Raw genomic sequence first — 22,957 nt, forward strand, 5'->3', positions numbered from 1 at the left:
ATCTATTTCTCTTATTTTTCGAGCGCCTTGGCTTAACTAAGGTGCCCGATGCTGTTTATTTTTGGAGTAAAAATGGCTGTTTATATTAGCCACAAGCGCTCGGCATTCGTGCTGGGCGTGGCGTTATTGGCGTTGGATGCGAGTGTTCCCCTATTGGCCGCCGAGGCTATGCCAACTGATACCGTTGGACTTAATGGCGATATCGAGCGTTTAAGTATTCATTATCGTCAGGCATACCGCGGCAATGTGCCGGCGACTGAGTTGCCCCAGGCAATTACTGTGCTGGATGAGCAACTGATTAAAGATACTGGGCTGACGCGTTTTCAAGACTTATTGGATTATTCCGCCAGTGTCGCGCGGCAAAATAACGGTGGTGGGTTATGGGATAGTTTTTCGTTACGGGGCTTTCCTGGGAATGAAAACATGCCATCGGGCTATTTAATCAATGGTTTTAATGGTGGCCGAGGTTTTAGCGGCCACAGAGACCTATCGAACGTGGCCTATGTGGAAATTCTCAAAGGCCCGGGCTCGGCGCTTTATGGACGCTCGGAGCCCGGCGGCACTGTAAATATTGTGACTAAAAAGCCGCAGTACGAGGCGCAGGGCTATTTAAAAGCCTCCGCGGGGAGTTTTGATCAATATCGGTTAGAAGGGGATTTTACTTCGGGGCTGACTGATAGCTTAGCTTTTAGGATCAATGGTGCTTGGCAGGAACATGACAGTTTTCGCGATTACGTGTTTAGCGATAAAAAAATCGTCACACCATCGCTGCGTTGGCAACTGTCGGATAGGTCATCGCTCCTGTATGAGGTTGAATATCTTAAACAAGAACAGTTATTTGACCGTGGTGTAGTAGTGCTCAATAACGATTTTAATACCGTGTCCCGTTCGCGTTACTTGGGCGAGCCCAATGATGGGCCAACAAAAGTGGATGCGACTGGGCATCAGCTTACCTATGAGTATGAATTGAATGAGGATTGGTCGCTGACCGCGGGTTATAACTATCGCGATTCGAGTTTAAATGGCTACTCTTCGGATGCTGAATTAGCAAAGGGGCGTCAATCCTTATATGACGATGGCCGTACGCTGACGCGGCAGCATCGTTATCGAGATTATGCTTCTGAAGACCATTCAGTGCGGGCCGAACTCAGCGGTCAGTTTGATACTGGTAGCATAAGGCACAATCTGCTGCTCGGAACGGATGCCTATCATTATCGACTGAAAACGGGACTCTACCGTTATCGAGGCCAGAAGGGCGCCTATGCTATCGATATTTTTACCCCCCAATATGGCGCTGCTCAGCCTGAGGTGAGTCTGTTGTATGAAAACCGAGAGACTCAAGATGCTTGGGGTGCCTATTTACAGGACCAATTGGAGTTAACCGAGCGTTGGAAACTGCATTTAGGGTTAAGGTTTGACCGTTATTCCCAAGAAATCGCAGAGCAGGTCAACGCGAGTCTGTCGGATCAAAGCGATCACAGGGTCAGCCCGAAAGTCGGATTAGTGTACCAATGGTCTGAGGCGCTAAGTGTTTACGGTTCCTATTCGGAAGGATTTTTACCGCTTTCAGGCACTGATTATGCGGGTAATCCCTTCGAGCCAGAGGAGAGCAAATCCGTCGAGTTGGGGGTTAAGTTCAACAGCACTTGGTTTGAGCTACCCGTCAATGGCAGTTTGGCTTGGTTTGATGCGCAAAAGAGCAATATCTTGACCTCAGATCCCGTCAATGTTGGCTTTTCGGCGACCCTTGGTGAAGCCAAGAGCACGGGGATTGAATTGGATATTACGGCCGAGTTGACCGAGAACTTACAAGCGTCCTTGTCCTATGCCTACCTGAATACCCGGACGGCGAACGACAGTCTGAATCTAGATTGGGGCGTGTTAATTCCGGCGGGCAGTCCGTTGGTCAATGTGCCAAAACACACGGGCAGTGTCATTCTCAAACAGGACTTAAATGATCTTTCTATCGACGGTCATTTAGGGTTGAGTTGGCGTTATGTGGACTCACGCTTGGGCGATTCGGCCGATCCAAGTTTTCAATTACCGAGTTATCAGTTGCTTGGAATGTTCTTCACTACTCGGCTTGGCGAAAATCTAAGTCTCGCGCTCAATGTCGATAACCTGCTGGATGAGCACTATATCGCCAGCAGTTACTCGGCGCTGTGGGCCGTACCGGGTGAGCCACGTAACGTTAAAGTGAGTGTTAGCTATGAATTCTAATACCACAGTGACACCCAAGGCTTTGCTGGTGGCGCCTAAGCTACAGGGGCGTCAGCGGATCAATAGCATCGACATGATGCGCGGCTTAGTGATGCTGATTATGTTGCTCGATCATGTGCGGGAGCGGTTTTTCCTGCATATGCAGGTGAGCGATCCTATGGATTTAAGCACAACAAACTGGGCGCTGTTTGTCAGCCGTTTTGCGGCGCACTTTTGTGCGCCGGTCTTCGTCTTTTTAACTGGGGTCTCGGCTTGGCTTTACGCTAATCGTGGCTATGGTGAACCGCGGTCTGCGCGCGAGTTTTTAATCAAGCGCGGACTATTCTTAATCGCACTCGAGGTGCTGGTGATTAATTTCTCATGGATGGGCAATTATCACACCCTGTGGTTGCAGGTGATTTGGGTGATAGGACTGAGCATGTTGGCCCTTGCGGCACTTATCAACCTCCCAAGGCTGTGGATGGCATTGCTCGGGCTATTGATTATCTTTGGCCATAACCTATTGTCGCCTATTCATTTTACGCCAGACGAGTGGGGCTATAGTCTGTGGACGATACTGCATGACCGAGGTTATTTGATTGCCGAGGGCGAGCTTAAGCTGAAGATAAGTTACCCAGCGCTACCTTGGATTGGCGTGATTTTATTGGGCTATGTGACAGGCCCCGTCTTTGGCCGAGGGGGCGATGCGTGGCAGCGTCAGCAAAAATTGATATTGCTAGGGCTTGGCTGCGCTCTGCTGTTTGGCTTGCTGCGTGGATTCAATATCTACGGCGAGACGCTGCCTTGGCAGTTTGGCGATACCTTAGGCCAAACCTTAATGTTGGTATTTAACTTAACTAAGTATCCGCCATCCCTCAGTTTTTTGTTGGTGACCTTGGGCGGAATGTTCTATAGCTTAGTGCTGTTTGAGCGTTATTTTGCGACAGGCAGTGTATTAGGTTGGATGGGGCAGAGGTTAGCAGTGTTTGGTTCAGTGCCTATGTTCTTCTATATCTTGCACTTATATGTGCTGCTGTTGCTGTATTCGCTGGCTAAATGGGTATTTGGCGCAAACCATGGTGAGCTGTTTGGCGTAGCGCATATGGGGTGGGTATGGCTGATAAGCTTAGTCTTGATCCCCTTACTCTATTACCCCGTGCGTTGGTTTAGCCGTTACAAAGGACAGAGTCAGCAGGCTTGGCTTAAGTATCTCTAAATTGGCTTTAGTACCGATAAATGCCTAATAAAAATGGCCGAGCGCGTGACTGCTCGGCCATTTGGCTTGGGGATGATGAAAGGGTTATTCGCTTAATAAGCTACGTAACATCCACGCATTTTTCTCATGGAGTTGAATACGCTGGGTGAGTAAATCTGCCGTTGCCTCATCGTTGGCTTGGCTAACCAAGGGATAGAGCGCACGAGCGTTTCTGATCACCACTTCTTGGTCGCTTAACAGTTCACGGATCATGGTTTCTGCTTTAGTGACACCTTGATCTTCACGGATTTCAGTCAACTTGGCATAGGCCGAATAGGAGCCTAATGCCCTTGCGCCTAATGCGCGCACTCGCTCGGCGATTAAATCGACCGCTAAGGCAAGCTCGGTATATTGCTGTTCAAACAACAAGTGCAAGCTAGTGAACATGGGGCCTGTGACGTTCCAGTGGAAGCTGTGGGTCTTAAGGTAAAGGCTGTAGCTGTCGGCCAATAACTGATTTAACCCAGCGGCGATTTCTTCTCTGTGACTCTGGTTGATGCCGATGTTAATCATGGAAATACCTCCTATTGTCCTACTCAATGGGGATAGCTTATCAAATGAGCTAAACATCTAAAGCGGTTAAAATAGATTTTATGAATCGAATTTATAGATTAACCTTTACAGCTTAATTGGGATTTTGGGATGAATTTGCATGGAGACCTGCGTCGTGACAATAACATTCGGTCTATTTAGCTGGTATCCTTGTACTTGTGTTAGAACCTAATGAAACCCCAATCACCCCATGAATAAATCAGCCTATTTAGCCGCAATGGAGATTACTCCCTGGCAGCTTCGCGATACTAAAGTGCGACCTTATCAAGTGGTTTGGGATGCAGACGAGATGACGCCCGCCGCCGAGCCTTTACTCGAAACCGTGCTCGGATTAATCGGCATCAGTAAGGACGACTGTGAGTTCAACACTGAGCCGCATAAGGGCAAAACCATAGTCTGGGATTTACGCCGCAATAGGGTTAGGCCCAGAGTAGCTTGGTTAGTGTCGGATCCCTTAGCGGACTTGCTGTCACGCAGTGAGGCAAAGCGTGCCTTATGGGCCCAGATCTGCCAGTGGCGTGAGCAGCAATTAACGGCCTAAGCCTCTATTGGTTGTGCCCTGTACATTATCGTGAGTTACCTTTTAATTTGGATTTTCCCGTGAGTCATCAAGTTCTTAAGACCCTTAGTGAATCGTTGCAAATTGTGCTCCTGACGCCAACGGATGTAAGCCAAATAGCACGCATTGAAGCGAGTGCCCATTCCCATCCTATGAGTGAGAATAATCTTGCCGATTGTTTTGGCCACTTGTACCGCGTCCTTGGATTAATGCAACGCGATGGCGAGTTACTCGGCTTTGCGATTGTGCAGCAGATTGTCGATGAGGCAACGCTGCTGGATATTTGTTTGTCGCCAGCGCAACAAGGGCGAGGTTATGGGCATCTGCTACTCACGGCGGTTATCGACTGCGCTAAGGCTGCCAAGGCGGTGGTGCTGATGCTGGAGGTTCGCGAATCAAACCTTGCCGCGCGCGCGCTCTATCAGAAGCGGGGGTTTGTCGAAACTGGCCGTCGCAAGGGCTATTACCCTTTGGCTGAGGGCAAAGAAGATGCGATTTTGATGGACTTAGCCTTAAGCGAAACGGCTTAAGATTTTAGAAGTCGATAAAAAAAACAGCGCTTTAGCGCTGTTTTTTTATGGAGTTAATAAAGCGAAGGTTACTTCACTTCTTTACCTTGAGCTTGCAGGTCTGCATGGTAGCTTGAACGTACTAATGGGCCACAGGCGGCGTGAGTAAAGCCCAGCTCATCGGCAAGGACTTTAAGCTCATCGAACTCGGCTGGCGAGACGTAACGCTCAACCGGCAGGTGGAACTTAGACGGTTGCAGATATTGACCTAAGGTCAACATTTCTACCTTGTGCTCACGTAAGTCGCGCAGCACTTGGGCGATTTCTTCGTTGGTTTCACCTAGACCCATCATTAGTCCCGATTTTGTCGGCACATTGGGGTGACGCTCTTTAAAGCGCTTCAGTAGGTCGAGTGACCATTGATAGTTCGCCCCTGGACGCGCTTTGCGGTAATGCATAGGCGCAGTTTCGAGGTTGTGGTTGAACACATCAGGCGGCTCGGTCGACAGAATGTCGAGGGCAGCGTCGATACGACCACGGAAATCGGGCACTAAGATCTCAATCTTAATTTCAGGATTCAGTTTACGGATCTCACGGATACAGTCGGCAAAGTGCTGGGCACCGCCATCACGCAGGTCATCGCGGTCAACCGAGGTGATAACCACGTATTTCAGCTTCATATCGCGAATGGTTTGTGCCAGTTTGACCGGCTCTTCTGCATCAGGTTTCAATGGACGACCGTGGGCCACGTCGCAGAATGGGCAGCGGCGAGTACAAATTGCGCCCAAAATCATAAAGGTCGCGGTGCCGTGGTTAAAACATTCTGCCAAGTTAGGGCAAGAAGCTTCTTCACAGACCGAGTGCAGACCGTTCGAACGTAATGCTTGCTTGATCTCGAGAATGCGTTGGTTAGATGCGGGCAGTTTGACCCTTAACCAATCGGGTTTGCGTAACATGGTTTCGCGCTCAGAGGGCACGATTTTAACCGGAATGCGCGAGACCTTATCGGCATCTCTTAATTTGACTCCGGGTTGTAAACGTTCAGGCCTATTCATGACGCTGCTAATCCTTGATGATGAACTAGTTGTTGGTAGCCCAATAGTTGGCTAAGGGTAATTATGAGTTGGTCGCCTGCTTCTATCACGGTTTGTGGGCCGCCGAGTTCCTTGCATTGCACCATTTCAAGCCCGGCATAACCGCAAGGGTTAATGCGGCGAAACGGCGCAAGATCCATATCGACATTCAGTGCTAAGCCGTGGAAGGAGCAGCCCTTACGAATGCGAAGCCCTAAAGAGGCGACTTTGCGCTGATCCACATACACGCCCGGCGCATCGGCCTTGGCGTAGGCATTGATATCGTATTTGGCGAGCATATCGATAATGCTTTGCTCGATATGGGTCACGAGCTGACGGACGCCAATCTTGCTGCGTTTAATATCGAGGAGAGGGTAGACAACTAATTGTCCCGGCCCGTGGTAAGTCACTTGGCCGCCACGATCCACTTGGATCACGGGAATATCACCCGGATTCAAAATATGTTCGCTTTTACCTGCTTGGCCTTGGGTAAATACGGGTGGATGTTCAACGATCCACAGTTCGTCTGGGCTATCGCTGTTACGTGTGTCGGTGTAATGCTGCATCGCATGCCACACAGACTCGTAATCCTGTTGTCCCAGATGCCGAATATGCAAAGTGGTGTCTTGCAAGGGCAACCTCTCCCCTAGAATTGAGTGGCGCTATTATACGCCTCTTGACCATAAATGTAAGACAGATCACATTTCATGGCCTTGAGGAATACTTATAGTACGCGGCGTACGCCTTCGATACCGGCAAGCTCAGTGTACAGAGTCTCAATATGATCTTTGCTGGTCACTGTGACGCGGATGGTCACAGAGTAGTAGCTACCTTTGCTTGAGGCCTTAACCGTAGGTGAATAATCACCTGGGGCGTGTCTTTGCACTACGGCAACGACTCTGTCGGTCAGGGCTTCGTGGGCATCGCCAACCACTTTGAAGGGGAAGGCGCAGGGGAACTCCATGAGTTCATCAAATTTCGTGTTTAACATAGTCGTGCTCTATAACCATTTTAATGGGAACTATATGGTGACGATTATACCCGATTCAAGGGCGATACTCCCCCAAAAACAACTAAGCCACCCGAAGGTGGCTTAGTTTTTGTGATTCCGATTAGCTAAACCAACCAGAAAACAGTTGCTTAAAGTAATCAACTAATTTGCTGAACCAGCTGCCTTCATTGACTTCTTGCAGGGTAACCAGCGGGAATTGCGCAATATCTTTGCCATCTAACTGGAAGTATAAGCGGCCAACGGTTTCACCTTTTTTCAGTGGTGCATCCAGTGGCTTAGTCAGTTCGAAGTTGGCTTTTAAGTCTTTCGCACGGCCACGGCTGATGGTTATTGGGGTATCAGTAGCAACACCTAAATCGACAGTGCTCTTATCGCCGTACCAAATTTGTTGGGTCACGAAGCTGTCGCCCGCCTTGTAAGGGGTTACGGTTTCGAAGAAGCGGAAACCATAGGTAAGCAGCTTTTTACTTTCGGCTTTACGGGCGGCTTCACTCTGGGTGCCCATTACCACTGAAATTAAACGCATGCCGTCTTTGGTAGCAGATGCGACTAAGTTATAACCCGCGCCAGAGGTGTGGCCGGTTTTAATACCGTCGACATTCATGCTGTTATCCCACAGCAGGCCGTTGCGGTTATATTGCTTGATACCGTTGAAGGTATAATATTTTTCGCTGTAGACACGGTATTCTTCAGGCACATCACGGATAAGCGCAGCACCTAATAACGCCATATCGTAGGCAGTGGATTTGTGGTTTTCTGAGTCTAAACCGTGGGAGTTTTCGAAGTAGCTGTCACGCATGCCAAGCTGCTTGGCCCATGAGTTCATCATGTCGACGAAGGCGCCTTCGGTGCCGGCAATGTGTTCGGCCATGGCCACACAGGCATCGTTACCCGACTGGATGATGATGCCGCGGTTTAAGTCGGAAACCTTAACGGTTTTACCCACTTCGATGAACATTTTTGATGAGTCAGAGAAGTTCTTCGACCACGCATTTTTACTGATGGTCACATCATCATCTGGGGATACGTTACCGGCTTTGATTTCTTGACCAATCACGTAACTGGTCATCATCTTCGTTAAGCTGGCTGGGTTTAAGCTTTCGTAGGCATTTTCTTCGGCAATGATTTGGCCCGAGTAATAATCCATCAAGACGTAAGCCTTGGCGGCAACTGTAGGTGCATCAGGGGTAACAATCGGCTGCGCAGCATAAACAGGAAGAGAAACACTCGAAATTAGCAGCAATGTTTTAATGGGACTTTTTACAAAATTCATCATTAACTTAGCACGTCTTTTTGGTTGTATTGAAAGAAAAGGCAAAATAGTTTCGCGAGTATACCACCCTTCGACAAAGGTTTTCAGTGAAGGTTCCTTCATCTGGGGTATTTTTAAGCTAAATTTACATCTTATAGTGAGCGGTCACTACTCTAAAACCATATAGCCTTCGGGGTAACCGTCTTGTTTCACTTTATTGAGTAATCGGTCGGCTAGTTCGGTTTGACCAATTGGACCGAGCTGTAGTCTATACATATTGTTTGCCGGTTGTACACGGGTCTTGACCTGATATTTCTTCTCCAGATCCTTCGCCATTTTGTTCAGCCTATGCTGATCCTTAGAAGCCACCAATTGTATGTAGTGATTGCCTGAGGATTGGATATTGGCGATGGCGGACTGTGTCGCAGCCTGAGTGCCAATATAGATCACATCTAGCTTAATCCGTGCGGTGCCAGTGCCTAGCATGCCCAGCTTATAAGCGGCGGCGTAGGATAAGTCTAAAATCCTATCCGAATGGAAAGGGCCGCGATCGTTAATCCGAATAATCACCTGCTTATTGTTATCTAAGTTAGTGACGCGGGCATAGCTTGGCAGGGGCAAGGTCTTGTGGGCACCTGACATGCCATACATGTCGTAGGGCTCGCCGTTCGATGTCTCATAGCCGTGGAATTTCTCGCCGTACCATGAGGCGCGTCCCGTTTCGGAAAAGCCTTGGCCCGAATCTAACACCGTATAGGACTCTCCATAAACCGTATAAGGTTTATTACCGCGGCGGCTGTAAGGCTCGTATTTTGGGGTCGCGTTTGGCACATGGTCCACATTGGGTGGATTGATGGGCATCTTATCGTTTTTTAGCGCGTAGCGGCCCTTGTTGGGATCCATGTTCTTGTTCTTTTCGCTGGCAGAGCCAGAATTAGAACTCGAGCAGGCCGCGAGCACAAAACAGCAGCCGAGCATCAAGAGCGGTAAAAGGTTATTTTTTAGCGTCATGTTGTTGCTTCAGTTGTTGGCTAAATTGATAAACGGCCATGGAATACAAAGGGCTACGGTTATAACGGGTGATCACATAAAAGTTATTGAGTCCTAGCCAGTAGTCCTTGCTACCCACTTGTTCGAGCTCGATGAGCATGGCCTTTTGCGAGGCATCTAAATCGCGGGCGGTGGCCAGCGATAAGCTTGGGCTGAGAATATCAGAGACCTTGTACTGCAACTTCTCACCAGCCCACACTTTGGCTTTAGGCGCATTGGCACTGCTATTCACTAAAGGGAGCGCAACGGGTGCATGCAACTGCCAGCCGTGTTCATGGAAATAATTGGCAACACTGCCAATGGCATCCTCTGGACTCTGGAGTAAATCACGGTTACCGCTGCCATCAAAATCCACGGCATAGTGGCGGTAGCTTGAAGGAATAAACTGACCAAAGCCCATGGCTCCGGCGTAGGAACCCTTGAGGCTATTGATATCTAAGTGTTCTTCTTTTACCAGCTTCATCAGCTCGCCAAATTCCTTGCGAAAGAAAGTGGCTCTTGGCTCGTAATAAAACCCTAAGGTATAGAGCGCATCGATTACCGGATAATTACCTGTGTACTGACCATAGAAGGTTTCGATACCAATAATGGCCACAATAATTTGTGGCTCGACTTGGTACTTTGTCGCGGCCTTGGCAATCGTTGCCTCGTGTTTTTTCCAGAAGGCTAGACCTGCATTGAGGCGTTTCTCGGTGAGGAAAATCGGATAATACTGATGCCAAGGCTTGGCTTCCCAAGGGCGAGAAATAGCATCGATAACGGCTTGGTTGTAGTTGGCCTTTGCTAAAAAACTTTCAACTTCGGCTTGGGTAAAGCCTTGTGCCATTTGGGTTTTAATAAACTCAGCCTTTAAGGCCTCGGGTAATACTGGCGTTGGCGCCTGTGTGGTCACCGCCGCACTTGGCTGCGGTGTGGGGGCCGCAGGCTCGTTTGCCGTCGAGCAACCAAGGAGATATGAACTGAGGCAAAGTACTGCCAGTGGAGCCAAACAAGCTCGAAGAATAGGCATTAAAAAGTCCCTAAAAATTATCTATCTACAAAACGTCTATGGGTATGAATGCTCATAAGAATGCCAAACCCTGTCATCAATGTCAGCATGGAAGTACCACCATAACTGACAAGGGGTAAAGGTACACCCACCACAGGCAGGATACCTGAAACCATACCAATATTCACAAAAACATAAACGAAGAAAGTCAATGTGATACTGCCTGCAAGGAGCCGGGCGAAGCTGGTTTGCGCGCGAGAGGCGATGACTAAGCCGCGTCCGATGATATACAGATACATCAGGAGCAGGATAATACTGCCTATCAGGCCAAACTCTTCACCGATCACCGCAAAGATGAAGTCGGTGTGACGTTCGGGGATAAATTCTAATTGGGATTGGGTGCCATCGAGCCAACCTTTGCCCCAGAGGCCGCCGGAGCCAATGGCGATTTTTGATTGAATGATGTGGTAACCAGCGCCTAGCGGATCCTTCTCCGGATCGAGTAGGGTCATCACGCGGGTTCTTTGGTAATCGTGCATCAGGAAGTACCAGAGGATCGGCAAGAAGGCTAATACAGCGGCAATAAAACCGCCCACAATCGCCCAGCTCATGCCCGATAAAAACAGCACGAAAATGCCCGATGCCGCAACCAAAATTGAGGTACCTAAGTCTGGTTGCTTGGCAATTAGCAGCGTCGGGACTAACAAAATCACCGCCGCACCTGCAAGGTAACGTTTCTTCGGCGGCAGAGGGAACTTACTGATATACCACGCCATAGTGATGGGGAAGGCGAGTTTAATCAGTTCCGATGGCTGGAACTCCATAAAGCCTAAGTTCAACCAGCGCTGCGCGCCTTTATTTATTTCCCCAAAAAAATGCACCCCAAGCAGCAGTACAATCCCCGCAAGGTAAATCGGTAAAGCCCAGCGTTTTAGCGCCTCGGGATTGATCTGCGCCATGGTAAACATAATGCCTAGGGATAAAAACATCCTAAACAGTTGGCGCTCCATCATGCCAAGGTCTTCACCGCTGGCGGAGTAAATAACAAACAGGCCAAAGCCCATGACGGCAAACAGACCGAGCAGTAAGGGCAAGTCGATATGCATTCGTTGCCAGATATTTTGACGTGGTTGGGCACTCATGGCGTTGGTTTCCAAGTGTCTCTTAGCATGTATTCATCGAGCATAGCGCGGGCGACTGGGCCTGCGTTTGCGCCACCCCAGCCGGCGTTTTCCATTACCACAGCGAGGACGATTTTAGGATCTTCAAAGGGCGCGTAGGCGACCACGAGGGCGTTATCGCGGAAATGCTCGGCAATTTTATTGGCATCGTACTTAGTGTTTTCGGCCACGCCAATGACCTGCGCCGTACCGGTTTTCATCGCAGCCGTGTAACTGGCGTCGGTGAAGCGAGACTTATGAGCCGTTTGGCGCATCGCTTCATTAATGATTTTCCAGTTGCGCGGATTTTTAAGCTCAATCGGCGGTAACTCGTTAATTGGTGAGTCAATTTTGGCCGTATTATCCTTAATCGACTTTAACAAATGTGGCGGGAAGCGGCGGCCATCGTTGGCGAGAATGGCGGTGGCGCTGGCCAATTGCAATGGCGTGGCGGTCCAGTAACCTTGGCCGATACCGACAGAAATGGTGTCACCAATATACCAAGCTTGGTTGTATTTTAAGCGCTTCCATTCCTTCGACGGCATATTGCCCGCCGACTCTTCGAAAATATCGACACCGGTATTTTGTCCAAAGCCGAATTGCTCCATAAAGCGGGCGATAGGATCGACACCGATTTTATAAGCCAATTCATAGAAGTAGGTATCGCAGGATTCCACGATGGCGCTGTAGACGTTCACCCAGCCATGGCCCCAACGTTTCCAGTCGCGGTATTTACGCTCAACGCCAGGGATTTGCCAAAAGCCAGGGTCCCAAATACGAGTGTGTTCGGTGACGGCTTTTTCATCTAACCCCAGTAGGGCGATAATGGGTTTGACCGTCGAAGCTGGCGCATACTGACCTTGGGTCGCGCGGTTAATCAGTGGGCGAGATTTATCGTTTAATAAATCACTGTAATCTTTGCTGTTAATCCCTTGAACGAACTGATTCGGGTCGTAACTAGGGCTTGAGACTAGGGCTAAGATGCCGCCGTCCCTCGGGTCGATAGCGACAATTGAGCCACGGTGACCTTGGAGTAATTCCACCGCCTTTTGCTGCAATTGCAAATCTAGGGTTAAGTAAATATCTTGCCCCGGCTCCGGCGGTACGATTTTAAGGGTACGGATAGTTCGGCCGCGGTTGTTCACTTCTTCTTCGAGGTGACCCGGCGTGCCGTGTAGCAGAGATTCATAAAACTTTTCAATGCCTTGCTTACCAATATCCTTGGTGGCGGCATAGTTCTTCCATTGATCGTTACGCTCCAATTGGGCGCGATCGCGGGTGTTGATTTTGCCTACATAGCCCAGCACATGGGTGAGCTGGCTCGCATAGGGGTAGTTACGCTTTAAACCCGCCTCGACGGAAATACCGGGAAAGCGATGCTGGTTCACGCTAAAAATCGCCACTTGTTCTTCAGTCAGCTGATTTTTAAGGGTAAGCGGCTTAAAGCGGCGGTGAAACTTTAAGGCGTCGGTAAAGGTTTCGCGCTCATCTGGGGTGATTTCGATTAACTTGCCTAGCTCGTCCAAGGTCTCGGACATATTGGCAATTTTCTCAGGCACCAGATCGAGGGAGTAAAAGGGTTGGTTTTCGGCGAGGAGTACGCCGTTTCTGTCGTAAATCAGGCCACGGCTTGGAGCGATGGGCACGACACGAATACGGTTGTCATTAGAACGTGTTGCGTAATCTTTATAGGATTCAACCTGAAGGTGATAAAGATTGGTCACCAACACGCTCAGGAGGGCGACTACACAAAAAAAAGTGAACAGCGCACGGCGCTTAAACAGTGACGCCTCGGCGGCGTGGTCGTGCATGGTTATCCGCTTTTTTGGCGACACTTAGGCTATCTCCAGCTGATCCCATCCGGGTGGTTGACACTCGTTAACATCAAGATCCCGCTATTCTCTGTGATAAGGGTGATTGGTGTTCACGCTCCACGCGCGGTATAAGCTTTCGGCAACCACAATCCGCACCAGAGGATGGGGCAGGGTTAATGCCGACAGGCACCAACTCTGATGGGCTGCTTCCTTACAGGCGGGCGCTAAGCCTTCGGGGCCGCCAACCAGTAAACTCACATCACGACCATCGAGTTGCCATTTGTTCATGGCGGTCGCCAGTTCTGGCGTAGTCCAGTTTTTGCCGGGAAGATCTAAGGTGACAATGTGATTGCCCTTAGGGATTGCCGCTAACATTTGCTCGCCTTCCTTTTGCAGGATACGAACGATATCAGCGTTTTTTCCGCGCTTGCCGGCAGGGATTTCGATAAGTTCCAGTGCCATATCTCGGGGGAAGCGGCGTTGGTACTCTTCAAAGCCGCGGGTGACCCAATCGGGCATCCGTGTCCCTACTGCGATAAGTTGCAACTTCATTAGGCTTGCTTTTCTGACCAGAGCTTTTCAAGCTGGTAGAAATCGCGGGTTTGGTCTTGCATAACATGCAGGATCACGTTGCCCATATCCACCAATACCCATTCGCTGCTGTCGCGGCCTTCGATACCAATTGGTGGAATGCCAGCGGCTTTCGCTTCGAGCACGAGGTTTTCGGCGATCGCTTTCACGTGAGTTTTAGATGTACCTGAACAAATCACCATATAGTCGGTGATGTTAGATTGGTTGCTGACATCGATAACCACGACGTCACGGGCTTTTAAATCGTCGATTTTGTCGACAACAAACTGCTTTAATTCGGCGCTCTGCACGCTGATGTACCTCATTCATTTTAAATAGCGCGCTAGTATATCAGTCTTAAGCGGGGGAATACATTCTCTTAGCGATCTTAGCGGCTGAGTTTGTACTCTTAGCGCTTGATTTTCAGCCTAAGAAAAATAAAGCCGTTGTTTTTGAATGTAATTTAGAGTGACGGGTAGGAGGGCGTCCTGTGGAATTTCCCCCATGGCCAGCTGTGAGCGAATTTGAGTGGACGAAATATCCTGTGGGCTGATGTCGACGGTAAAGATGCGCCCATGTTGCGGCTCGCTTGAGTGACTTAAGGCTTCAAGCGTTGCGTGACGTGCGCTGAGTTCATGCTGCATTGGGTGCCCTTCGGCTAAATGCCAGCCCGGGCGCTGACATACCACAATATTGGCTAATTCAAACAGTTGCAGCCATTTATGCCAGCTTTGCAGGTGAATAAACGAATCCATCCCCATAATAAAAAACAGTTCGTCATCGGGATAAAGCCGACTTAACTGCTGAAGGGTGACAACCGTATAGGATGGGCTGTCGCGTTTAGCTTCGATATCACAAAGCTCAAAACCGGTTAATGCCTCACATACCTGCGCGACCATTTCGAGCCGCTGCGCCGTGCTCGAGTGGGTGGTGTTTTTATGCGGCGGAATATGGTTGGGCATCAGCAGGATTTTATCCAGCTTGAGGCTGGCTTTGACTTCCATCGCGGGGCGAATATGGCCGTAATGTATGGGGTCGAAGGTGCCGCCTAAAATACCGATACGCATTCAGTCAGAGCCTTAATCTAAGCTGATATGGGCCAAATGGCCGTGGGCCTTAGGATCGAATAATAAGCACAGGTGGCTAAGCCCTGTCCAATCTTCATGGCCTAATTGCTTAAGGTTTAGCTCCAGCTTAGACGCGAAGGCAAGCATATGTTCGATTTGGGTGAGGCTTAAGCGCTGCAACGCGGTCTGGTACAAGGGTTTGCGTTTATCCCAAATTCGATGTTTACCAAACAAGCTATTTAAGGGCGCGCCTTGGGCTTGTTCACTCTTGAGGCTAAGCAGTAACTGCAGCTCTTTGAATAAGGCCCAGAGTAAAATCGGCATGGCCGTGCCTTCACCGTTGAGCTGGGCCAGCATATGCTGAGCACTGTCTTGACGATTATTCAGCAGTGCATCGGTGAGCTGAAACACAGTAAAGCGGGATTGATCTTCAAAGTAATGGCTTAATTCGTCGGCGCCGATGGGCTGGCTTGGGCTTAACAGTTGCAGCAACTGCATGGCCTGATCGGCGGCGAGTAAATTCCCTTCGTAGAGTGTGTACAGCATAGCGCGCGCATCGGGTTGTAAATTCAGCTTAAAGTGCGCAATTCGTGAGTCGAGCCAACGTCTGAATTGGTCGCTCTCTGGCGTAGTGCAGGGCAAATAAATCCCTAAACTATCCAAGGTTTTGAACCACTTGCTATTGGTTTGCTCGCTGGCGAGTTTGGGGCCTTCGAGGATCAGCAACACATCGGGATTTGGCGTTTGTAGTAACGCTTGTAGCGCCGCCGAACCATCAGCACCGGGTTTTGCGTTGGGCAGTGTTAGCTCAATGATGCGCCGACTAGAAAACAGGCTCATGGATTGCCATTCTTGGGTCAAGTCACCCCAGTTAAAACCCGTTTCTTGAATTAACTGAACGCGCTCTTCAAACCCTTGGCGTTTGGCTGCTTGGCGGATCTGATCCTTGGAGGTTTCGAGCAACCAAGGATCATCACCAAAAATCAGGTAGCAAGCGTGAAGCGGATTGAGATGGCGGGAGAGTTGATCAGGATAAACACGCATTTAAATCACTCTCCACATTTTATTGCAGTTCCACATTAATTTGGACCCTGCATTAATTCACCTCTGTGCTGGCCATGGATTGCAGGATCCGGTCGGCCGCCTGGATACGCATTTCTTTGACTAACAGTTCCATCTCACGGCTTTTCGCCAGTGCGGTGCGAGGGTCGTCTAAGTAATCGCGGCGAATTTCAATCTTGAAAGGCTGCGCCTCTTTGCCCGGCAAGGCCACGGCAAATTCGACGAAATAGATAAGCTCATACTCAGCCACATTGCCCGTAGGGTAAAGTGACAGGGTAGAACGCTCTAAGGAGTCGGTGATGAGCCTTAACACTGGCACATCATTGGCAGCATCGACAATCTTGACGTTGTTCAAACGTAACCGCTCACGCACCAAACGGGTGAGTTCGCTGTATTCGTCCGAGCTGCTCAAACTGAGTTGATTGAGCTGCTCGGGGATTTGGTAGCTACGTTGAAGCTTAAAACCGCAACCTGCGCTGGTCATAATGACCAGCGCCATGATTGCGAAAGCTAAGCGTTTAATTAGCATAAGTTTTCGCGGTTTCCTGTTTGTCTTGTGGACAGCATCCGTTTATCACAGCAACGATGTTAGTTGGCAACGATGCTGAGCAGTTTACCGGGTACATAGATAACTTTACGAACCGTAACACCATCTAAGTACTTGATGACTTGCTCGTCCGCCATACCCAGCGCTTCCACTGACGCTTGGTCAGCATCGGCAGCGACAGTGATCTTAGCGCGCACTTTACCGTTCACTTGTACCACGATGAGTTTGCTGTCTTCTACCAGAGCAGATTCATCGACAACAGGCCATTGGCTGTCTTCGATGCTGTTGGTGTTGCCCAGTTCGTTCCACAGGGTAAAGCTCACGTGTGGGATGATTGGGTACAGTAAACGCACTACCGCAGTTAAAGCTTCACCGATAATGGCTCGGTCTTGACCTGTGGTTTGTGGCGCTTTTTGCAGGTGGTTCATCAGTTCCATCACGGCGGCAACCGCAGTGTTGAACATCTGGCGACGGCCGATATCATCGGTCACCTTAGCGATGGTCTTGTGTACTTCACGGCGCAGCGCTTTTTGCTCGCTAGTTAATTTGCTAACGTCTAAGGCTTCGCTGTTGTCCTGAGCCACATAATCGCTGGCCAGTTTCCACAGACGTTTGATAAAGCGGTGTGCGCCTTCAACGCCAGACTCTTGCCATTCCAGAGTTAATTCTGGTGGTGATGCGAACATCATAAACAGACGAACTGTGTCGGCACCGTATTTCTCTACCATCACCTGTGGGTCGATACCGTTGTTTTTCGACTTAGACATCTTGCACATACCGGTGTAAACCAGTTCGTTACCGTCTTTATCGATGGCTTTGGTGACTCGGCCTTTATCGTCTTTTTCTGTGGTCACTACATCCAGCGGAGACACCCATACACGGGCACCTTTGTCGTTGGTGTAGTAGAAGGCATCGGCTAAAACCATGCCCTGAGTCAGCAGTTGTTTCGCTGGCTCGTTAGAGTTCACTAGACCCGCATCACGCAGCAACTTGTGGAAGAAGCGGAAGTATAACAAGTGCATACAAGCGTGTTCGATACCACCAATATACTGATCTACTGGTAACCAGTAGTTAGCCTTAGTCGGATCTAACATTTGGTCTGCTTGTGGGCTGCAGTAACGGGCGTAATACCAAGAAGATTCCATAAAGGTATCGAAGGTATCGGTTTCGCGCAGCGCATCTTGGCCGTTAACTTGGGTTTTCGCCCATTCTTTGTCGGCCTTGATTGGGCTTTGAATACCATCCATCACCACATCTTCTGGCAGAATAACTGGCAGTTGATCTTCAGGCGTTGGAATAACAGTGCCGTCGGCTAAGGTCACCATAGGAATAGGTGCGCCCCAGTAACGTTGACGTGATACACCCCAGTCGCGTAGGCGATAGTTGACTTGGCGTTTGCCTTTACCTTCAGCCACTAACTTGTCGGCGATGGCATTGAAGGCGCCGTCAAAGTCTAAACCGTCGAACTCACCAGAGTTAAACAGTACGCCTTTTTCGGTGTAAGCCGCTTCGCTGATGTCTAACTCGCCATCAACAGGCTTGATAACTGCTTCGATGGGCAGATTGTACTTTTTAGCAAATTCGTAATCGCGTTGGTCGTGGCCAGGGACTGACATTACGGCGCCGGTGCCGTAGTTCATCAGTACAAAGTTCGCCGCCCAAATAGGCACTTGTTTGCCAGTGATGGGGTGAATCGCGTAAAGGCCTGTTGCTACACCGCGTTTTTCCATGGTGGCCAAATCGGCTTCTGAAGTGGTGCTGTTTTTGCACTCTTCAATAAATTGAGCCAGCTCTGGGTTAGTTTGAGCCGCTAATTCTGCTAATGGATGACCCGCAGCAATAGCCACATAGGTTACGCCCATCAGGGTATCTGGACGGGTTGTGTAGATATCGAATGACTTGTCGCTACCTGCCACACCGAAGGTCATTTCCACGCCTTCACTGCGACCAATCCAGTTGCGCTGCATGGTCTTAACTTGCTCAGGCCAGCCGTCTAAGGTGTCGATATCGTTTAACAGTTCTTCGGCGTAGGCGGTGATCTTAATGAACCACTGTGGAATTTCTTTTTGTTCTACAGGGGTATCACAACGCCAGCAGCAACCGTCTTGTACCTGCTCGTTGGCCAGTACGGTTTCATCGTTAGGGCACCAGTTAACAGAAGCTGTCTTCTTGTAAACTAAGCCTTTTTCGTACAGTTTAGTGAAGAACCATTGTTCCCAGCGGTAGTATTCTGGGGTACAAGTGGCGATTTCACGGCTCCAGTCATAGCCAAAACCTAACAGTTTTAGCTGATTCTTCATGTACTCAATATTTTGATAAGTCCATGGTGCTGGGGCTGTTTTGTTGTTGATTGCGGCGTTTTCTGCAGGCAAACCGAAAGAGTCCCAACCGATAGGTTGTAGCACGTTTTTGCCTTGAAGACGCTGGAAGCGGGCAACCACATCGCCTATGGTATAGTTGCGAACGTGTCCCATGTGGAGTCGACCTGAAGGATAGGGGAACATCGAAAGGCAATAAAACTTTTCTTTGTTCGCATCTTCAGTAACTTCAAAGGTTTTGTTGTCGTGCCAGTGCTTTTGCACTAAGGCTTCAATTTCTGAGGGATTATATTGCTCTTGCATCACGCTATTTCCGGCAGTGCCGCCTATTTATTTGATCTAACGCCATATCGACGCGAATAAGATCTGCATAGAATAAACTAGAAGCGATGCATTAAAAAGGTTCTATGAAGGAGTATTGGTTATGAATGATAGAAGTAGTGCGCTACTAGGACTGTATCAAGCCTTAATTAACGAAGTGAAAGCGCAATTTGCGGAAGATAACTCGCTGACTGCAAAGAATTTATTTAAGTCTGTCACTCAAGGGAAGGAGTTTTTACGCCTCAAAGAACAAGCGGGGGAAGATGAGCTCGCCTTAGTGGAGCAATTCTTAAAGCGTGATATCGCCAGCTTTTTGCGTGAGCAAAATGCCGACAGCTTAAGCCACAGCCCGACGGTGATCACCCTTGAAAACACCCTTTGGCATTGGTTAAGTGAAATCACTGACCGCAGCCAAGTGGAGTGGCACGAGCTGACTCAAGACTTCAAGCACCACGGCTATTACCAGAGTGGCGATATTGTGAGTCAAGGGGTGATGGTGTGCACTAACTGCGGCCATGAAATGAGTATCGAGTTCCCGGGAGTGATCCCAGATTGCCCCGAGTGTGACCATGAGGAGTTTACCCGTGAGGCGTTAACGCCTTAAGGGGATTGCTTCAACGTGCATAAATAAAAAACGACGCTTTGCGTCGTTTTTTTGTGAGTCATCAACAGCCTTGAACATTGATATCGTAAAGCGGCGGAGTGCTCGAATCGGCAGCTTGGGTGTAGCGGAAATAACACTGATCGTCGTCGACAATGGAATTGTCATTTAAGTCGTAACCAATATAAGTAATATCAATGCCTTGATATTGAATGACGAGTTTATCGTCTTTCGTTATCCATTTTTCGATATCGGTATTGTCCAGATATCCCCACTTGAGGCGAGTGTCGACCGTGCCATTACCATCGAGGTCGATGTCGATAATATCGTCACGGCCCACAACGGCTTGGCTTTGCAAACTGGGCATTTGGGTCTTGGAATAGGCCAAGGTATTGGCGGTTTTTACGCTGGCTTGAAGTTGCAGCAGACTTTTCTCCCGCGCCTCTTTGCTCATACCGATAAATTTCGGCGCCGCAATAACCGCTAAAATCCCGAGCACTATGATAACGACGACGAGTTCGATTAAGGTAAAACCTTGAATGCGTTTCTGATTAATCAATTTCTGACTCTATTGTTATTTTTTACGACGAATAAACCCGACGAACAGCAGCGCACCACACAGCAATAGCAGCGGTGTTTGGCCGATTTTGGCAAACCAAGTTTGGCCTGTGACCAGTGGAATCGTCGCGCTTAGCACGCCCGTTTCGAATTGCGGCAGTGCAGCTGTGATATTGCCTTTCTCATCAACAACCGCGGTCACACCGTTGTTGGTGGCGCGCACCAGAGGACGGCCCAATTCGATGGCGCGCATTTGGGCGATTTCCATGTGCTGCAACGGCCCATTTGAGGTGCCAAACCACGCATCGTTCGATACGGTTAACAGCAGATCGGTGCCGAGGTTAACACTGTCACGCAGCTGCTCTGGGAAGGCGATTTCATAACAAATTGCCGGGGCAATTTTATGGCCTACGGCGCTCAAGTTCGGCTGTTGATAATCGCCCCGAGCGAAGGAGGACATTGGCAGATTGAAGAAAGGCGCAATTGGGCGCAGTAAGGTTTCAAAGGGCACAAACTCGCCGATAGGCAGTAGATGGTGTTTTTTAAACTGGTTGCTGCCATCGCTCTCATAATCCGGCGTATCTTGTTGCTTCTGATTATGGTTACCTAGCACGATCAAAGAGTTATAAAACTCGTTCTGTTGACGGCTAATAATCCCCGTGATGATGGAAGTGTGGTTAAGGTTGGCAACCTTGTTAGCATTATCCAAAAAGTCTTGCACCATAGATTCTGGCGCCGGGATCGCGGCTTCTGGCCAGACGATAATGTCAGCGTCGAAGTGCTCACGGGATAAATCCATGTATTTCAATAGGGTTGGCCAGAGTGCCTCGGGTTCCCATTTCATACTTTGGGGAATGTTTCCCTGCACCAGAGCAACTTTAACTGATTCGCCTGTCGGCTGGATTTGCGTTAGCTTTGGGGCAACCCAAGCCGCAGCTGCGATGATGGGCAGTAAAATCAACAGGCTTTTGTAGCGCTTGCTAAAACACAGGGCTAAGGCGCCTGCGAGCATCGCAATTAAGAAACTGAGTCCTAGGGCACCAATAATACTCGCGAGTTCCTTTAATGGACCTTGGGTTTGAGAGTAGCCGGCCCAGATCCAGGGAAATCCTGTCATCACCCAGCCTCTAGCCCATTCGGCTAAGACCCAAAGCGAGGGGAAGAGTAATAGATTGCGCCATAGCGACGGAGTATTAGTGCGGGTCAACCACGCTAAACCGAGACCCGTTAAGGCCGGATAAAGGGCTAAATAGAGGGCTAACAGCGCCATTAGCCCCACTGAGGCGGCCAAGGGGAGGCCACCGAAGGTGTCCATACTGACATGCACCCAACTGATCCCAACGGCGAAACAGCCAAAACCAAAGCTTAACCAATGGAAGAAGCTGGCTTTAGGAGTCAAGGAGCCACTCAGCCACAGGGCTAAGGCCATGGCGACGGGATAGATAATCCACAAGGAATAAGGGGCAAAGGAAAGCGCCGTACTGGCGCCTAAAATAAACGCCAGCACGAGCCGTAACACGCTCAGTCGGGACTTTTGTTGGGCAAAAGCCCGAATGTTAGTTAGCACGGATAATTCTTCTTACACTGAGCGTTATTCTTACGTAGAGGGTTATTCTACGTCTTCACCGACATTGGGATCGGGGAGTTTAACTCTGAGTTGGATTAAGCGTCTGGTATCGGCATTGATGACTTTAAATTCAATTCCTTCGATCATAATGCTCTCATTACGCTCTGGTAGATGACCAAAGGCATGGGACACTAAACCACCGACGGTATCAAACTCTTCATCGCTGAAGTGAGTATTGAATTCTTCGTTAAAATCCTCGATAGGCGTCAACGCTTTTACCATGTAGACAGTGTTACCGACTTTGCGGATCTCAGTATCTTCAGGGCTATCGTGGTCGAATTCGTCTTCAATCTCACCGACGATTTCTTCGAGAATATCTTCAATGGTCACTAGACCCGATACTCCGCCGTATTCGTCGACGACAATCGCCATATGGTAACGCTGGGAGCGGAATTCTTTGAGTAATACGTCGACGCGTTTGCTCTCTGGCACAACGACGGCGGGGCGGATCACGCGCTCAAGGGAGAAGGGTTCTTCACTGTTTGAGAAACCATAGGGGATCAAATCTTTAGCCAGTAAAATGCCTTCGATATGGTCCTTATCTTCGTTAACCACAGGGAAGCGAGAATGGCCTGAACCGATAACAGTTGCGAGCAATTCTTCGACAGTATTGTCGATTTGAATCGCGACAATTTGAGCTCGTGGGATCATAATATCCCGAACACGCATATCAGAAACTTCTAATACACCTTTGATCATTTCGCGGGTGTCTTCGGTGATTAACTCGCGCTGCTCTGCGCCATCAATCACATCGACTAAGTCTTCGCGATTTTGAGGTTCGCCCTGAAATAACTGACTTACTCTGTCAAACCAGCCTTTCTTTTGGGCGCTCGTACTCGGGGGGATATCGTCACTCATAGTTT

General features: G+C 49.2%; 23 protein-coding genes. 5 read left to right on the forward strand and 18 right to left on the reverse strand.

All coding sequences use genetic code 11. From position 1 onward, the window contains the following. Positions 1-72: 72 nt before the first annotated feature. Complete coding sequence (locus SHEWANA3_RS05130) at positions 73-2,220, forward strand: TonB-dependent siderophore receptor (RefSeq protein ID WP_041412943.1); 2,148 nt, start codon at positions 73-75, stop codon at positions 2,218-2,220. Then, positions 2,210-3,415, forward strand: coding sequence for a heparan-alpha-glucosaminide N-acetyltransferase domain-containing protein (locus SHEWANA3_RS05135; protein WP_011716110.1), 1,206 nt, complete (start codon positions 2,210-2,212; stop codon positions 3,413-3,415). Before SHEWANA3_RS05130 ends, SHEWANA3_RS05135 begins: the two co-directional genes overlap by 11 nt. An 84-nt stretch (positions 3,416-3,499) precedes the next feature. Here SHEWANA3_RS05135 and dpsA read toward each other — a convergent pair whose 3' ends face one another. Next, positions 3,500-3,967: a DNA starvation/stationary phase protection protein DpsA gene (gene dpsA / locus SHEWANA3_RS05140; protein WP_011621773.1), complete on the reverse strand. Its 468-nt coding sequence runs from the start codon at positions 3,965-3,967 to the stop codon at positions 3,500-3,502. 229 nt (positions 3,968-4,196) lie between these two features. Between dpsA and SHEWANA3_RS05145 the strand changes: the two genes are divergently transcribed. Next, complete coding sequence (locus tag SHEWANA3_RS05145) at positions 4,197-4,547, forward strand: DNA polymerase III subunit psi (RefSeq protein WP_011716111.1); 351 nt, start codon at positions 4,197-4,199, stop codon at positions 4,545-4,547. A 95-nt stretch (positions 4,548-4,642) separates the two neighbouring features. After that, the gene (gene rimI / locus SHEWANA3_RS05150; RefSeq protein ID WP_011716112.1) at positions 4,643-5,095 is read left to right on the forward strand and encodes a ribosomal protein S18-alanine N-acetyltransferase; all 453 of its coding nucleotides are present in this window, start codon (positions 4,643-4,645) and stop codon (positions 5,093-5,095) included. Between the two features lie 68 nt (positions 5,096-5,163). Here rimI and lipA read toward each other — a convergent pair whose 3' ends face one another. The 14 genes from lipA to leuS all read right to left on the reverse strand — a co-directional run bounded on the left by lipA (position 5,164) and on the right by leuS (position 19,290). Next, complete coding sequence (lipA, locus tag SHEWANA3_RS05155; RefSeq protein WP_011621776.1) at positions 5,164-6,129, reverse strand: lipoyl synthase; 966 nt, start codon at positions 6,127-6,129, stop codon at positions 5,164-5,166. Beyond that, positions 6,126-6,779, reverse strand: coding sequence for a lipoyl(octanoyl) transferase LipB (gene lipB / locus SHEWANA3_RS05160; protein ID WP_011716113.1), 654 nt, complete (start codon positions 6,777-6,779; stop codon positions 6,126-6,128). The genes lipA and lipB overlap by 4 nt, the downstream gene beginning before the upstream one ends. A 92-nt stretch (positions 6,780-6,871) precedes the next feature. Then, on the reverse strand, positions 6,872-7,138 hold the full coding sequence (gene ybeD / locus SHEWANA3_RS05165; protein WP_011621778.1) for a DUF493 family protein YbeD: 267 nt from the start codon (positions 7,136-7,138) through the stop codon (positions 6,872-6,874). A gap of 121 nt (positions 7,139-7,259) precedes the next feature. Next, on the reverse strand, positions 7,260-8,435 hold the full coding sequence (locus SHEWANA3_RS05170; RefSeq protein WP_011621779.1) for a serine hydrolase: 1,176 nt from the start codon (positions 8,433-8,435) through the stop codon (positions 7,260-7,262). A gap of 144 nt (positions 8,436-8,579) precedes the next feature. Beyond that, complete coding sequence (locus tag SHEWANA3_RS05175; protein WP_011716114.1) at positions 8,580-9,422, reverse strand: septal ring lytic transglycosylase RlpA family protein; 843 nt, start codon at positions 9,420-9,422, stop codon at positions 8,580-8,582. Continuing rightward, positions 9,406-10,470, reverse strand: a complete 1,065-nt coding sequence (gene mltB / locus SHEWANA3_RS05180) for a lytic murein transglycosylase B (RefSeq protein ID WP_011716115.1) — start codon at positions 10,468-10,470, stop codon at positions 9,406-9,408. Before mltB ends, SHEWANA3_RS05175 begins: the two co-directional genes overlap by 17 nt. A gap of 17 nt (positions 10,471-10,487) precedes the next feature. Next, a complete protein-coding gene (gene rodA / locus SHEWANA3_RS05185) occupies positions 10,488-11,591 on the reverse strand; it encodes a rod shape-determining protein RodA (protein ID WP_011716116.1) in 1,104 nt (367 codons plus the stop codon). Beyond that, the gene (gene mrdA, locus SHEWANA3_RS05190; protein ID WP_011716117.1) at positions 11,588-13,444 is read right to left on the reverse strand and encodes a penicillin-binding protein 2; all 1,857 of its coding nucleotides are present in this window, start codon (positions 13,442-13,444) and stop codon (positions 11,588-11,590) included. Before mrdA ends, rodA begins: the two co-directional genes overlap by 4 nt. A gap of 60 nt (positions 13,445-13,504) precedes the next feature. Continuing rightward, positions 13,505-13,975 (reverse strand): 23S rRNA (pseudouridine(1915)-N(3))-methyltransferase RlmH, encoded by a 471-nt coding sequence (gene rlmH, locus SHEWANA3_RS05195; RefSeq protein ID WP_011621784.1) that lies wholly within the window; start codon positions 13,973-13,975, stop codon positions 13,505-13,507. After that, a complete protein-coding gene (gene rsfS, locus SHEWANA3_RS05200; protein WP_037430791.1) occupies positions 13,975-14,304 on the reverse strand; it encodes a ribosome silencing factor in 330 nt (109 codons plus the stop codon). Before rsfS ends, rlmH begins: the two co-directional genes overlap by 1 nt. A 117-nt stretch (positions 14,305-14,421) precedes the next feature. After that, entirely contained in the window at positions 14,422-15,060 is a 639-nt protein-coding gene (gene nadD, locus SHEWANA3_RS05205) for a nicotinate-nucleotide adenylyltransferase (RefSeq protein ID WP_011716118.1), read from the reverse strand. A gap of 12 nt (positions 15,061-15,072) precedes the next feature. Further along, complete coding sequence (gene holA / locus SHEWANA3_RS05210; RefSeq protein WP_011716119.1) at positions 15,073-16,104, reverse strand: DNA polymerase III subunit delta; 1,032 nt, start codon at positions 16,102-16,104, stop codon at positions 15,073-15,075. Between the two features lie 52 nt (positions 16,105-16,156). Next, the gene (lptE, locus tag SHEWANA3_RS05215; RefSeq protein WP_011621788.1) at positions 16,157-16,651 is read right to left on the reverse strand and encodes an LPS assembly lipoprotein LptE; all 495 of its coding nucleotides are present in this window, start codon (positions 16,649-16,651) and stop codon (positions 16,157-16,159) included. Positions 16,652-16,710: 59 nt separating this feature from the next. Then, positions 16,711-19,290 (reverse strand): leucine--tRNA ligase, encoded by a 2,580-nt coding sequence (gene leuS / locus SHEWANA3_RS05220; RefSeq protein WP_011716120.1) that lies wholly within the window; start codon positions 19,288-19,290, stop codon positions 16,711-16,713. 121 nt (positions 19,291-19,411) lie between these two features. Here leuS and SHEWANA3_RS05225 point away from each other — a divergent pair, with 121 nt between their 5' ends. After that, positions 19,412-19,912, forward strand: a complete 501-nt coding sequence (locus tag SHEWANA3_RS05225) for a zinc ribbon-containing protein (RefSeq protein WP_011621790.1) — start codon at positions 19,412-19,414, stop codon at positions 19,910-19,912. Positions 19,913-19,973: 61 nt separating this feature from the next. On the opposite strand, the gene SHEWANA3_RS05230 is transcribed toward SHEWANA3_RS05225, so the two are convergent. The 3 genes from SHEWANA3_RS05230 to corC are packed head-to-tail and all read right to left on the reverse strand — an operon-like array spanning position 19,974 to position 22,952. Next, positions 19,974-20,468, reverse strand: coding sequence for a type II secretion system protein (locus SHEWANA3_RS05230; RefSeq protein WP_011621791.1), 495 nt, complete (start codon positions 20,466-20,468; stop codon positions 19,974-19,976). Positions 20,469-20,483: 15 nt separating this feature from the next. Then, complete coding sequence (gene lnt, locus SHEWANA3_RS05235) at positions 20,484-22,034, reverse strand: apolipoprotein N-acyltransferase (RefSeq protein ID WP_011716121.1); 1,551 nt, start codon at positions 22,032-22,034, stop codon at positions 20,484-20,486. Between the two features lie 42 nt (positions 22,035-22,076). Further along, the gene (gene corC / locus SHEWANA3_RS05240) at positions 22,077-22,952 is read right to left on the reverse strand and encodes a CNNM family magnesium/cobalt transport protein CorC (RefSeq protein ID WP_011716122.1); all 876 of its coding nucleotides are present in this window, start codon (positions 22,950-22,952) and stop codon (positions 22,077-22,079) included. Between the last annotated feature and the right edge of the window lie 5 nt (positions 22,953-22,957).

This window comes from Shewanella sp. ANA-3, assembly GCF_000203935.1.
Lineage (GTDB): Bacteria > Pseudomonadota > Gammaproteobacteria > Enterobacterales > Shewanellaceae > Shewanella.